The following is a 12,709-nucleotide window of genomic DNA, read 5'->3' as shown; positions in this document are numbered from 1 at the left end:
CCCTTTTAAGAGAAATCGGTTTTTATATGCACGATTATTGCAGTATTTTTATGTTTCAGATCGAAAGGTTTTCCCAAGTTCGTTTCCTAGTCCAAAATAGTGACGGAAATTATAAATAAGTGGACTCCACTTATTTGGATCGATATGATTCTCTCCAATAATAATCTCTTTATGGGCATGAATATGTATAGCTTGTGTCTCAACGATTGCAAAGTTAGGAGAATAATCAGGAATTCTAATGTTTCTAACACTTGCTTCTATTTGCAAAGGACATTCCATAATTCTGGATGGTTTTACCGATAAAGAATCAATAGGAGTTAACTCGCTAACGTTATATTTATCTTTAGCATATGTAAATCCATTCTCTTTTTTATTAATTGGAACAGGATTTTTACCTGTGAAAGGCGCTAATTTTTCGACGTTTTCCCATATTGTAGGATTAGGTACATTGATCACACATTCAGGGTGTCGCTCTAAATTTTCAATCGCTTTTCCGCCAAGACCGATTCCTAGAACAATACAATCTCCTAATACCCATGAGGATGAAATAGGACTTATATTTACCGATTCATCCTCATTCCACGTATTTAGTAAAATAACAGGTGTTCCATAGTATAAAATATTTGGTTTAATAATTTCGGTTTTTGGGATTATCTGTATCGTTTTTTTCATCTGAAATTTTCCTCCTATTAAAAAGTTCTTTCTCACTTAGTGTAAAATATAAATACATCCATTATCATCGAAGTATGGATTACATAGGAGGAAATTAAATTGAATGCAGATCCTAATGTAGCAATAGTTGCAACTCTTGTAAGTGAAGCTTCGCGTGCAGCGATCTTAACAGCATTATTAGATGGTAGATTTCATCCTGCAAGTGAATTAGCCTATATGGCTGGAGTCAAACCACAAACTGCAAGTTTTCATTTAAAAAAAATGGTCGATGCAAACGTGGTCGCTGTTGAAAAGTATGGAAGACATCGATACTATGGAATTCAAAATCAGGAAGTTGCTCGGGTTATGGAATCCTTATTATCAATAGCTCCTCCAATTAAAGTAAAGTCCTTAAATCAAGATTTAGAGAATAAAGCAATACGTTCTGCAAGGACTTGTTATGATCATCTGGCAGGGGCATTAGGTGTAAAGTTAACTCAGGCTTTAATTAGAGAAGGAATTCTTTGTGAGGAAGAGAGATGCTTCACTGTTACCGAAAAGGGAAAGGAGTTCTTTACAGCTTTTCAAATTGATCTGGAAGAAGTGAAGAATAAGCGTCGTTCATTTTCACATAAATGTTTAGATTGGAGTGAAAGACGTCACCATCTTGCTGGAGCATTAGGAAATGCTCTTTTAGAAAAACTGTTAGATTTAAATTGGATTCAACGTTTGCCTAAAACTCGAGCGATAAAAGTAACGCCTAAAGGTAAAAACGCACTAAAAGAAAGATTTTCAATTGATTTATAATCTTTTAGAAACAGCCGATCCCTTGTTAAAAAGGGTTCGGCTGTTGCACTCTTTTTAAGAGTTTATATTGTATTAATAATTATTTCGCTGTTACACCACCATCAACAGGTAGTTCAACACCAGTGATGTATGAAGATGCATCAGACGCTAAGAACAGTACAGCTTCTGCAACTTCTACAGATTGGCCAACACGTGGAAGCGCGGTTTGTGACAAGAACCATTGACTCATTTTTTCGTCTTCCATATACGCTTTACTCATTGGAGTTACAATGAAGCCAGGGTGAACTGAGTTTACACGGATATTGTCTTTTCCATAGTCAACTGCACAGGCTTTTGTTAACATGCGAACTGCTCCTTTTGAAGAAGTGTAAGCACCGGCCCCTGAGCTACCTTTTAAACCAGCGATTGATGAGATATTCACGATAGACCCGCCTCCATTAGCTCGGAAATGAGGTAAACCTAATTTAGTGCCTAAAAATATGCTCTTTACGTTAATATTCATAATTTGATCCCATTGTTCTATTGTTAGCTCTTCCATAGTAGGACGTTGGCTAATTCCAGCGTTGTTTACTAGAACATCTAATTTACCAAATGTATTAATCGTTTCTTCGTAAACTTTATTCCAATCTTCCTCTGAAGTGACATTATGCGCTACAGCAATTGCTTCACCGCCAGCTTCCTTAATCTCTGCTACTACTTCTTGAACTGCTGCTTCGTTAATATCTGTTGCTACAACTTTGGCGCCTTCACTAGCGAATAATAATGCTTCTTCACGACCCATACCAGATCCAGCACCTGTAATAATTGCAACTTTTTCTTCTAATCTAGCCATTTGTATTGCCTCCTAAAATTATTTTAACGTTAAAATATCTTAATTACAGATTTATTATACAATCGAGTGATAGCGTTTACAAATGAAAAGAAAATCCAATTATTAGAAACTAATTACTATAAAGTTCTTTCGCTATTGCACGGCCAGTTTCTCTACCAGTAAAAATACACCCACCTAAAAAAGTACCTTCCAGTGACCGGTAGCCATGTACTCCTCCACCGCCAAAGCCAGTAACTTCACCTGCTGCATAAAGACCAGGGACAGGGTTTCCTGAAGCATTTAAAACTCGACCAGATAAATCTGTTTGAAGACCACCAAGCGTTTTGCGGGTAACAATATTCAAACGAACAGCAATTAAAGGCCCGTTTTTCGGATCAAGAATTTTGTGGGGTGGAGCAACGCGTATTAACTTATCTCCGATATAATTTCGGGCACCTCTAAGAGCTGTAATTTGAAGATCCTTCGTAAATCTATTTTCTATTTCTCGATCTCGTGCCTCAATTTGTCTTTGAATTATTTCTAAGTTTAATAGATTACATTTTGTAATTTTATTCATACCATTCACAAGGTCTGCTAAATTATTTGCAATGACGAAATCTTCTCCCTTGTCCATAAATGCTTTTACTGGAGCAGTCGGGCCAGGGAGAACTCTTTTTAACACTTCTTTTATACTTTTTCCGGTTAAGTCTGGGTTCTGTTCGGATCCAGAAAGTGCAAATTCTTTTTCTATGATCTTTTCTGTTAAGATAAACCAAGAATAATCAAATCCTGTTTTTTGAATAGCTTCTAATGTTCCAAGTGTATCGAAGCCAGGGAAGTTTGGTGCTGGGAAACGTTGTCCCTTTGCATCTAGCCAAATAGAAGATGGTCCTGGAAGAATTCGTATTCCATGGTCTTTCCAAATAGGATTCCAATTTTTGATGCCTTCCGTGTAATGCCACATTCTGTCTTTATTAACAAGGCGTCCACCGGCCTTTTGTGAAATACCAATCATTCGTCCGTCTACATGCTCTGGTACACCGGAGATCATATTCTTAGGAGGTTTACCAAGTCGATCCGGCCAGTTTTCACGAACTAATTCATGGTTAGCACCTATTCCGCCACTTGTTACCATTACTGCGTGGGCAAAGTATTCAAAATCTCCTATTATCTCACGTGAGGTTGCTTCCCCTCGGTTTGCATTGCTTGGAACAAGTACAAATCCACGTGTTCCAATAACTCGCCCGTTTTCTATGATTAGTTCATCTACTTGATGGCGGGGTTTATATTCTACAAGTCCTTTTGTAATAGCTGATCGTATGCGAGTTTCAAAGGGTTTTACAATTCCTGGACCTGTTCCCCAAACAATATGGAATCTAGGGACTGAGTTACCATGTCCTTCGGCAAGATATCCGCCGCGTTCTGCCCAACCGACAACAGGAAAAAAACGAACTCCTTGTTTATGTAACCATTCTCTTTTTTCGCCTGCTGCAAAGCGAACATAAGCTTCTGCCCATTTCTTTGCCCAAAAGTCTTCATCGTCATCCCTATCAAACCCAGCAGTTCCGAGCCAATCTTGCCAAGCCAATTCAACTGAATCTTTTATACCAAGTCTTTTTTGCTCTGGTGAGTTCACTAAAAATAACCCACCGAAAGACCACCAAGCCTGTCCTCCAATTGAGTTTTCTGGTTCTTGATCCAGAAGTAAAACCTTTTTTCCGGCATCGGCAAGTTCTGCCGTTGCAACTAAGCCAGCTAATCCTGCTCCTATTACTATCACATCAAATTTCATTTCCCATCCCCCAATTTTCAATAAAATTCTGAAACTTACTGTCATTATATTTCTTTTACAATTGAATAGATATTCAGTTTTAGCATATAAGATTATGCGTGTTATAATAGGAATAACATTGGAGGGAATAAATTGACGAACATTAGCCGACAACCGGCATTCATTTATACATATGCATACAATGATGCAGAACGCTCTCTATGTCATTTGGAGATGCGCTCTTTTTTTGGTAAAGATACTGAGTTAAAAATATTGAAAAGTGATATAAAAATTGATCCGAATAGAAGTCCTTTTATGAAGGGAAGATTAGATATACTAGCAGATGGTGATGAAGTAGAAGAAATCATTGCTCAAGCTTCTGCATTTGGTTCGGAAGAAGAAACAAACAAAGTAATATTTTTAAAAATTAACGATCGCCAAGGGCAAGATAAAATTGAAAATAAAGAACGTCTTCAAATCGAACGGGCTATAGGTAGTGAGATGCAAGGTGACTTTGATCTTCATAATCCCGATCAGTTGTATGCAATCGTCCCATTCGGTGGACGCTGGTATTTTGGATTATATTGCAAAAGTGAACCTATCTGGTTTCATCATATGAAAAAACCAAAAGAATATTCTACAGCTTTAAGCACTCGTGTTGCTCGAGCTGTTGCAAATATTGCAGTTCCTCACCCAGAAGGTATTCGAGCAATTGATCCTTGTTGTGGAATTGGAACGGTTCTTGTAGAAGCACTATCTATGGGTATCGATATTGTTGGAAGAGATATAAACCCTCTCGTTTGTGTTGGTTCCAGGGAAAATATCGCATACTTTGGTTTAACCGGAGATGTGCAAAAAGGGGCAATAGAAGATATTACGGAAACCTATGATGTGGCTATTATTGATTTGCCCTATAATTTATATACCCATGCATCATGGGACGAGCAGTTTGAGATTTTAAAGCATGCAAGAAGAATTGCAAAAAAGGTAGTCATCGTCACAATCGAGTCCATGGACGAACGATTAAAAACGGTGGGCTTTCAAATAACAGACCGTTGTATAACAAAGAAACAGCAGTTTTCTCGTGAAATAGTTGTCTGTCAGTAAAGTAATGAGGAAGGAGGGGGTAGGATGAAAGATCTATCCATTAAGGCGCTTTTAGATGTAATTGGGGAGTTATTTTCTGATGAAATTTCTATAGCAGTTTCTAATACGGAGAAATATATTTATTATCGACCAAGCAAAAGAATCGATCTAAAAATTTCCCCAGGAGACCCTGTCAAGGAGGGTACAATTGCATATAAAGCTATACATACTAAGCAAAAAGCTTCCGAATTTATTGATCGCGAAGTTTTTGGTGTACCCTATCATGGAATGGCGGTTCCTTTTGAGTTTAAAGGGCAACTGGAAGGCTGTGTTTTAGCGATATACCCTTCATTCACAGAAGGAAAATCTGTAATTACGATAAAAACGCCAGATGGTTGGATTCCTATACCTTTTTCAGATGTATTGTATCTAGAGGCGAGAGATCGTAAAACGTACATTGTAACGAAAAATTTATCTGGAACGCATACTAGTTCTCTGCAAGACTTTGAATATAGGCTACCGAGAGAAATGTTCATTCGGTGTCATCGATCTTTTATTGTAAATGTACATCATATAAAAGAAATTTATCCAGATACACATTCTACTTTTGTGCTAGCGATGGATAATGAAGAAAAAATTTCTGTGAGTCAATCCTACTCGAGCTACTTTCGAAAGTTATTAGGATTCTAAATTAAAACGTTTGAATAAGGGGATGTTGTCCTATTATTCAAGCGTTTTTTTGCTTGAAATAAATTAAAAAGAAGAAAAAATAAAATGAAAATTTAAATTGTTCTGTTTCGGTATAGTTATTTTCTGTTTCATTCATCTAATAATAAAACTTAACAAGTTTTTTCGAAATTGTGACAAATACACGATAAGATTTATTTAAGTGTATTTTTTCGAAGGAGATGAAATTTGTGGTAAATAATCTTGAGCGAATTAAAGATAGTAGTTTACATAGTCTTGTAGTTGGAGCAGATGAAGCTGCATTATGGATTCAAGATGGGATGACATTGGGGTTAAGCGGATTTACACGTGCAGGTGATGCGAAAGCGGTTCCATTTGCTTTAGTAGAACGAGGAAAAAACGAAAAATTTAAAGTAAATATTTTTACGGGAGCATCGTTAGGCTCTGATTTAGATAAATTACTGTCCGAAGCTGGTATTATAAATAAGCGTTTACCGTTCCAAGCAGATGCGACGATGAGAAAAAATATTAATAATGCGAATCATTTATTTGTTGATCAGCATTTATCTCATACTGCAGAAATGATACGTTCAAGCGTATTGCCTTCAATTGATTTTGCTATTGTGGAAGCGGTTTCAATCACTGCCGACGGTATGATTATCCCGACTACCTCTGTAGGTAACTCCTTAACATTTGTGTCACAAGCAAAAAATATTATTGTGGAAATAAACATGGAGCATTCCGAATTGTTAGAAGGACTACATGATTTATATGAACCAGCAGAGCAAGGAAAAAGAGAGCCAATTCCTCTTAAAAAAGCAGAGGACCGAATTGGGACAATTGGAATTCCTTTTGATTCTTCAAAAATTAAAGGAATTGTGTTCACAAACCATAAAGATTCACCCTCTACTATTGTGCCACCAGATCAAGAAACACAAGAAATGGCTAATCATTTAATGGAATTTTTGCGTGAAGAGGTTAAGGTAGGTAGACTTACAAAAAAACTGGCACCAATTCAAGCTGGAATAGGCTCTGTTGCAAATGCCGTTTTACATGGAATGATTGACTCTGAGTTTGAGGATCTGCAAGTTTATTCGGAAGTACTACAAGACTCCGTTTTTGAGTTAATGGATGCTGGAAAAGTCAATTTCGCGTCCGCTTGCTCGATCACACTGTCAGCAGAAAAAATGGAGCAAGTTTATGGAAATCTAGAAAAGTATCGAAACCAACTTGTGTTGAGACCACAGGAAATTACTAACCATCCGGAAATCATTCGTCGACTCGGTTTAATAGCTATTAACACGGCGCTTGAATTTGATATTTACGGAAACGTAAACTCTACGCATGTTTCTGGAACAAAAATGATGAATGGTATTGGTGGTTCTGGAGATTTTGCTCGTAATGCACGTATAGCCATTTTTGTTACGAAATCTACTGCAAAAGGTGGCAATATTTCTAGTGTTGTTCCTTTCGCATCCCATGTCGATCATACAGAGCATGATGTGGATGTAGTAGTGACGGAGCAGGGCTACGCGGATCTTCGAGGACTAGCACCTAGAGAACGTGCAAAGTTAATAATTGAAAATTGTGTACATCCAATGTATAAAGAACAATTAAGATATTATTATGAGGAAGCATTAACAAGAGGTGGACAAACCCCTCATGTATTGGAAAAAGCGTTTTCATTCCATACGAACCTAGCGGAAAATGGAACGATGCTAGAAAAAGTAAATTCTATTGTTTAAGTTAAAAACCGATTCCAAGATAATGGAATCGGTTTTATTTTTATAGTAGTCTATAAAATGTGTTTCAGCAACTTGGAGAGGGTAATGCGGATGTGCGCTTGCCGCACGCTACGCATGAGCCACCGCAGGATGAGTCGTTCCTATGTCGCTCATAGGCGCTTGTGCTTTTCTTAGTGAATATCTTTTTTCTTAAATCTTCCACCGCGAACTTCAGCAACATTGCCTAATGCAAGAAAAGCATGTTCATCAAATTCTTCTACAATAGATTTTAGCTTGGCTTCTTCCAGTCGTGTAACAACAGTGAAAATTACCTTTTTATTGTCTCCTGTATATGCGCCTTCTCCATGTAAATAGGTTACACCACGCCCTAAGCGATCCATTATTGCGTCTCCGATATCCTCTATATGGTCACTGATGATATAGACAGATTTAGACTCATCTAATCCTTCAATCACAATATCAATCGTTTTAAATGCGATAAAGTAAGCTAAAAATGAGTACATTGCCTGTTCCCATGTAAAAATAAAACCAGCGATCGCGAAAATGACTAAGTTAATAATCATGATGATTTCACCAACAGAAAATGGGGTCGCCTTATTAAATAAAATTGCTAGTATTTCCGAGCCATCTAAAGAACCTCCATTACGAATGACAAGACCAACACCCATGCCTAAAACAATTCCACCAAACACAGTAGAAAGTAATAAATCAGAAGTAATAGCATCAATATTATGTAAATAAGAAGTACAAATGGATAAGACCGTAATACCAAACAAGGTTGACAATGCGAAGGTTTTTCCAATTTGTTTATAACCTAGGAAAAAGAAAGGGATGTTCAAAATAAATATAAAGATACCTAAACGAACACCTGTAAGATGAGATAAGATGATGGATACTCCTACTACGCCTCCGTCTAAAATCTGGTTAGGGACTAAGAATAGTTCCAAACCAATGGACATTAATATTGCTCCTAAAGCAATCGTCAACATCCGTGCAAACAAAACCTTTTTAGGGGTACTTTTATGTGGGAATTTGCCAGGTTTGACGGCGGTATTCGCACTTTTAGCTATGTCACTCAATTTTAATCTCCTCTTTTCTGAAAATAGCATATATATTTTATTTTATAGANTTTTATTTTATAGAATATTTATACATAGTGAAAGAGGAAAACGGTATAATAATTATATTTCTTGACAATACAAAGTGATGTAATTATGATGGTTACATCGGAAGGTGAAAAGACATGAAAATAAGCAGTCGATTTACAGTGGCCGTTCATATACTATCTCTCATAAATTATGATCGTAATGTTATTTGTACTTCAGAGTGGATTGCAGAAAGTGTAAATACAAATCCAGTAGTAATTCGAAGAGTTATGGGTAAGCTAAAAAATGCAGGACTCATAGATATTCGTCGTGGGCTAGGTGGAGCAACCCTTCAAAAACCGTTACAGGAAATAACGTTATTAGATGTGTATCGAGCGGTAGACGTGGTAGATGAGGGAGAATTATTTCAAATGCATGAAAACCCGAATCCGAATTGTCCCGTGGGAGCAAATATTCAAGGTGTACTCGAATTAATTCTTTTTCGTGCACAAGATGCTATGGAAGCTGTGTTAAAAGAAGTCACAATGGAAGAGCTTGTAAATGTGTTAAATCAAAAAATTGGATAATCATTCAATTTTTTTGATATAGTTGTAACTTTTATGGTTACAACAAAAATAATATCTTCGGAGGGAATATAAATGAAAATAGGCGTAATTGGAGCAACAGGAAAAGCAGGAAATTTAATTTATAAAGAAGCAGCTGACAGAGGGCATGAAGTAACTGCAATTGTAAGAAATGCTTCTAAAGTAGAAGATAAAAATACAAACGTATTAGAAAAAGATGTTTTTGAATTAACAGGAGAAGACATGAATCAATTTGATGTAGTAGTCAATGCAATTAGTGCTCCTCCGGGTCAAGAACATGTACATGTAGAGGCCGGAAAATCATTAATAAGTGCATTAAAAAATGCACCCGAAACAAAACTAGTAGTTGTTGGTGGAGCTGGAAGCTTGTTTGTAGATGAAGCTAAATCAATCAAATTGATGGATACACCTGAGTTCCCTAAAGAATATCTTCCAACGGCATCAAACCAAGGAAAAAACTTAGAAGACCTAAAAGCATCAGAAGGTATTCAATGGACATTTGTTAGCCCTGCTGCATTCTTTAATCCAGAAGGAAAAAGAACAGGTGCTTACCAAAAAGGGAAAGACAATTTCATTGTAAATGCAAAAGGGGAAAGTTATGTTAGCTATGCAGACTATGCTGTAGCCGTAGTAGATGAAATAGAAAATCCTCAACATGTAAACGAACGTTTTACAGTTGTATCAGAAGCAGAGTAAAACGATGGAGATTGGTATTTATACCTTTGGTGATCTTGGTCCAAATCCGCTCACTGGAGAAACTACAAGCACATCACAACGACTAAAAGAAATAATAGAACTTGGAAAAATGGCTGATGAGGCAGGGCTTGATATATTTGGGGTAGGAGAACATCATCGACTAGATTATGCAATATCCTCTCCAGCTGTTATTCTTTCAGCGATTGCCCAAGCAACACAAAATATTAAGTTAACAAGTGCAACTTCTGTGCTAAGTACATTGGATCCTGTTCGTTTATTTGAAGACTTTGCAACTTTAGATCAAATCTCAAATGGGAGAGCGGAGATTATAGCCGGAAGAGGAGCATTCGTAGAGTCTTTTCCGCTTTTTGGATATGATTTGAATGACTATGATGCTTTATTTGAGGAAAACATTAAATTACTTCAGCAATTAACTAGAGAAGAAATAGTAACCTGGCAAGGGAAATTCCGTCCAAATCTAACAAATGCCATGATTTCTCCTAGGCCAATACAAGAGGAACTTCCAATTTGGATAGGAGTAGGCGGGACCCCAGAAAGTGCAGTTAGAGCAGGGAGACTTGGGACAGGTATGGCTCTTGCTATACTCGGGGGAAATCCTCGCAACTTTAAACCACTTGTAGACTTGTATCTACAAGCAGGATTAGATGCGGGTCATGCGCGTGAAAGTTTAGCTGTTGGAGTAACAGGCCATACGTATATTGCTAAAGAAACACAACAGGCCAAGGAGGAATTTTATCCATATTACTCTAATTATTGGTCTTATGTAAATAAGCAGAGAGGTATGGGAACGAGAATGTCTCGAGCTGACTTTGAGCAAATGGCGAGTCCTGAAACTGCATTGTTTGTAGGAAGTTCACAACAAGTGATTGAAAAAATTCTTATCCAACATGAACTATTTGGACATAAACGTTTCATTGCCCAGATGGATATTGGGGGTCAATCATTTAGTACGATAGCAAAAGGTTTGGAACTTCTCGCAACAGAAGTGGCACCAATAGTAAGAAGAGAGACTAATAAATAGATGTCAAATAGACTTGAGGGCTTATTTAAACCTCAAGTCTATTTTTTTGTAAATAGTAAAATAATTGAAACATTTAATATTATCTGTCAAAATAAATATGAAACTATTAGTTATTAAATAGTTTTGAAAACGCATACAAAAAATATTTATGCATAATATGTGTAGTGCGAGGACAATCAAGAAGGGGAGGAATTACAGAATGGTTTATGCATTTCCGAATACAGAAGGCTCGAAGGTTTCATTTAAGGACAAGTATGAAAACTATATTAATGGCGAGTGGACACCCCCGGTAAAAGGTCAATATTTTGAAAATGTTACACCAATAACAGGTAAAGTATTTACACAAGTTGCTCGTTCAACCTCAGAAGATATTGAGTTTGCCTTGGATGCAGCTCATGCAGCAAAAGATGCATGGGGAAAAACGTCCGTTGCTGAACGATCTAATATTTTAAATAAAATTGCAAATCGTATAGAAGAAAATTTAGAAATGCTTGCAGTTGCAGAAACATGGGATAACGGAAAAGCTGTTCGTGAGACACTGAACGCAGATTTACCACTAGCTATAGATCATTTTCGTTATTTTGCAGGGGCAATCCGTGCTCAAGAAGGTGGGTTAAGCCAAATTGACAACGATACGGTAGCTTATCACTTCCATGAACCTCTAGGTGTGGTAGGACAAATTATCCCTTGGAACTTTCCGCTATTGATGGCTGTTTGGAAGCTTGCACCAGCACTTGCGGCAGGCAACTGTGTGGTCTTAAAACCTGCTGAACAAACACCTGCATCTATTTTAGTACTTATCGAACTAATTGGAGATTTATTACCACCTGGTGTTGTAAATATTGTGAATGGATTTGGTTTAGAAGCTGGAAAACCTCTGGCATCTAGTCCGCGTATAAGTAAAATAGCGTTTACTGGAGAAACAACAACTGGACGTTTAATTATGCAATATGCTTCTCAAAATTTAATCCCTGTAACTTTAGAGCTTGGGGGAAAATCACCAAACATATTCTTCGAAGACATCATGGATCAGGACGATGCGTTTTTAGATAAAGCGGTAGAAGGATTCGTTCTATTTGCTTTAAACCAAGGGGAAGTATGTACATGTCCTTCTCGAGCACTTATCCAAGAATCTATTTATGATAAATTTATGGAAAGGGTACTTGCACGTGTGGAAGCAATTAAAACAGGGAATCCACTAGATCCATCCGTCATGATGGGAGCGCAAGCTTCAACAGAGCAGATGGAAAAAATCTTGTCCTATCTTGATATTGGAAAGCAAGAAGGAGCAGAATGTTTAATTGGTGGAGAACGTAATACGCTAGATGGAGAACTAGCAGAAGGATATTATATTAAACCAACTGTATTTAAAGGTACGAACAATATGCGCATATTCCAAGAGGAAATCTTTGGGCCTGTTGTATCCGTAACAACATTTAAAACAAAAGAGGAAGCTTTGGAAATCGCAAATGATACATTATATGGATTAGGTTCTGGTATTTGGACACGTGATATGAACACGGCTTACCGATTCGGACGTGGAATTCAAGCAGGACGTGTTTGGACAAACTGCTATCACCAATATCCAGCGCATGCTGCATTTGGTGGATATAAAATGTCAGGTATTGGTCGTGAAAATCATTTGACGATGCTAAGTCATTACCAACAAACAAAGAATCTACTTGTAAGCTACAATGAAAACAAATTAGGATTCTTTTGATAA

General features: G+C 37.1%; 12 protein-coding genes. 8 read left to right on the top strand and 4 right to left on the bottom strand.

The window, feature by feature from the left end; all coding sequences use genetic code 11:
• Positions 1–48: 48 nt before the first annotated feature.
• The gene (locus AN959_RS13020) at positions 49–672 is read right to left on the bottom strand and encodes a flavin reductase family protein (RefSeq protein ID WP_056831303.1); all 624 of its coding nucleotides are present in this window, start codon (positions 670–672) and stop codon (positions 49–51) included.
• A gap of 99 nt (positions 673–771) precedes the next feature.
• On the opposite strand from AN959_RS13020, the gene AN959_RS13015 reads away from it, so the two are divergent.
• Complete coding sequence (locus AN959_RS13015; protein WP_056831301.1) at positions 772–1,458, top strand: helix-turn-helix transcriptional regulator; 687 nt, start codon at positions 772–774, stop codon at positions 1,456–1,458.
• Positions 1,459–1,537: 79 nt separating this feature from the next.
• Here the strand turns inward: AN959_RS13015 and AN959_RS13010 are convergent, their stop codons facing one another.
• Positions 1,538–2,290 carry an SDR family NAD(P)-dependent oxidoreductase gene (locus AN959_RS13010; protein ID WP_056831299.1) on the bottom strand — a complete coding sequence of 251 codons (753 nt, stop codon included), beginning with the start codon at positions 2,288–2,290 and terminating at the stop codon, positions 1,538–1,540.
• A 109-nt stretch (positions 2,291–2,399) separates the two neighbouring features.
• Positions 2,400–4,061 (bottom strand): FAD-binding dehydrogenase, encoded by a 1,662-nt coding sequence (locus AN959_RS13005; RefSeq protein WP_056831297.1) that lies wholly within the window; start codon positions 4,059–4,061, stop codon positions 2,400–2,402.
• Between the two features lie 132 nt (positions 4,062–4,193).
• Here AN959_RS13005 and AN959_RS13000 point away from each other — a divergent pair, with 132 nt between their 5' ends.
• The 3 genes from AN959_RS13000 to AN959_RS12990 all read left to right on the top strand — a co-directional run bounded on the left by AN959_RS13000 (position 4,194) and on the right by AN959_RS12990 (position 7,558).
• Complete coding sequence (locus AN959_RS13000; protein WP_056831295.1) at positions 4,194–5,147, top strand: TRM11 family methyltransferase; 954 nt, start codon at positions 4,194–4,196, stop codon at positions 5,145–5,147.
• A 24-nt stretch (positions 5,148–5,171) separates the two neighbouring features.
• A complete protein-coding gene (locus AN959_RS12995) occupies positions 5,172–5,816 on the top strand; it encodes a LytTR family DNA-binding domain-containing protein (protein ID WP_056831293.1) in 645 nt (214 codons plus the stop codon).
• A 227-nt stretch (positions 5,817–6,043) separates the two neighbouring features.
• Complete coding sequence (locus AN959_RS12990; protein ID WP_172794370.1) at positions 6,044–7,558, top strand: acetyl-CoA hydrolase/transferase family protein; 1,515 nt, start codon at positions 6,044–6,046, stop codon at positions 7,556–7,558.
• Between the two features lie 170 nt (positions 7,559–7,728).
• Here the strand turns inward: AN959_RS12990 and AN959_RS12985 are convergent, their stop codons facing one another.
• Positions 7,729–8,637, bottom strand: coding sequence for a YitT family protein (locus AN959_RS12985; RefSeq protein WP_371256553.1), 909 nt, complete (start codon positions 8,635–8,637; stop codon positions 7,729–7,731).
• A 164-nt stretch (positions 8,638–8,801) separates the two neighbouring features.
• Here AN959_RS12985 and AN959_RS12980 point away from each other — a divergent pair, with 164 nt between their 5' ends.
• The 4 genes from AN959_RS12980 (at position 8,802) to adh (ending at position 12,706) form a co-directional block, all read left to right on the top strand.
• Positions 8,802–9,230 carry an Rrf2 family transcriptional regulator gene (locus AN959_RS12980; protein ID WP_053591241.1) on the top strand — a complete coding sequence of 143 codons (429 nt, stop codon included), beginning with the start codon at positions 8,802–8,804 and terminating at the stop codon, positions 9,228–9,230.
• Between the two features lie 72 nt (positions 9,231–9,302).
• Positions 9,303–9,944, top strand: a complete 642-nt coding sequence (locus AN959_RS12975; RefSeq protein WP_056831289.1) for an NAD(P)-dependent oxidoreductase — start codon at positions 9,303–9,305, stop codon at positions 9,942–9,944.
• A gap of 4 nt (positions 9,945–9,948) precedes the next feature.
• Positions 9,949–10,986 carry an LLM class flavin-dependent oxidoreductase gene (locus AN959_RS12970; RefSeq protein WP_056831287.1) on the top strand — a complete coding sequence of 346 codons (1,038 nt, stop codon included), beginning with the start codon at positions 9,949–9,951 and terminating at the stop codon, positions 10,984–10,986.
• Between the two features lie 199 nt (positions 10,987–11,185).
• Complete coding sequence (adh, locus tag AN959_RS12965; RefSeq protein WP_056831285.1) at positions 11,186–12,706, top strand: aldehyde dehydrogenase; 1,521 nt, start codon at positions 11,186–11,188, stop codon at positions 12,704–12,706.
• Positions 12,707–12,709 lie beyond the last annotated feature (3 nt).

Origin of the sequence: Psychrobacillus sp. FJAT-21963, assembly GCF_001420585.1 — a bacterium.
Classification (GTDB): Bacteria; Bacillota; Bacilli; order Bacillales_A; family Planococcaceae; genus Psychrobacillus.
This window is presented reverse-complemented; position numbering and strand designations above follow the sequence as displayed.

Excerpts from the sequence above, each read along its gene's own strand:
- AN959_RS12980 (WP_053591241.1), top strand. The coding sequence starts at position 8,802 with ATGAAAATAAGCAGTCGATTTACAGTGGCCGTTCATATACTATCTCTC.
- AN959_RS12995 (WP_056831293.1), top strand. The coding sequence starts at position 5,172 with ATGAAAGATCTATCCATTAAGGCGCTTTTAGATGTAATTGGGGAGTTA.
- AN959_RS13010 (WP_056831299.1), bottom strand. The coding sequence starts at position 2,290 with ATGGCTAGATTAGAAGAAAAAGTTGCAATTATTACAGGTGCTGGATCT.
- AN959_RS12975 (WP_056831289.1), top strand. The coding sequence starts at position 9,303 with ATGAAAATAGGCGTAATTGGAGCAACAGGAAAAGCAGGAAATTTAATT.
- AN959_RS13020 (WP_056831303.1), bottom strand. The coding sequence starts at position 672 with ATGAAAAAAACGATACAGATAATCCCAAAAACCGAAATTATTAAACCA.
- AN959_RS13005 (WP_056831297.1), bottom strand. The coding sequence starts at position 4,061 with ATGAAATTTGATGTGATAGTAATAGGAGCAGGATTAGCTGGCTTAGTT.
- adh (WP_056831285.1), top strand. The coding sequence starts at position 11,186 with ATGGTTTATGCATTTCCGAATACAGAAGGCTCGAAGGTTTCATTTAAG.
- AN959_RS12970 (WP_056831287.1), top strand. The coding sequence starts at position 9,949 with ATGGAGATTGGTATTTATACCTTTGGTGATCTTGGTCCAAATCCGCTC.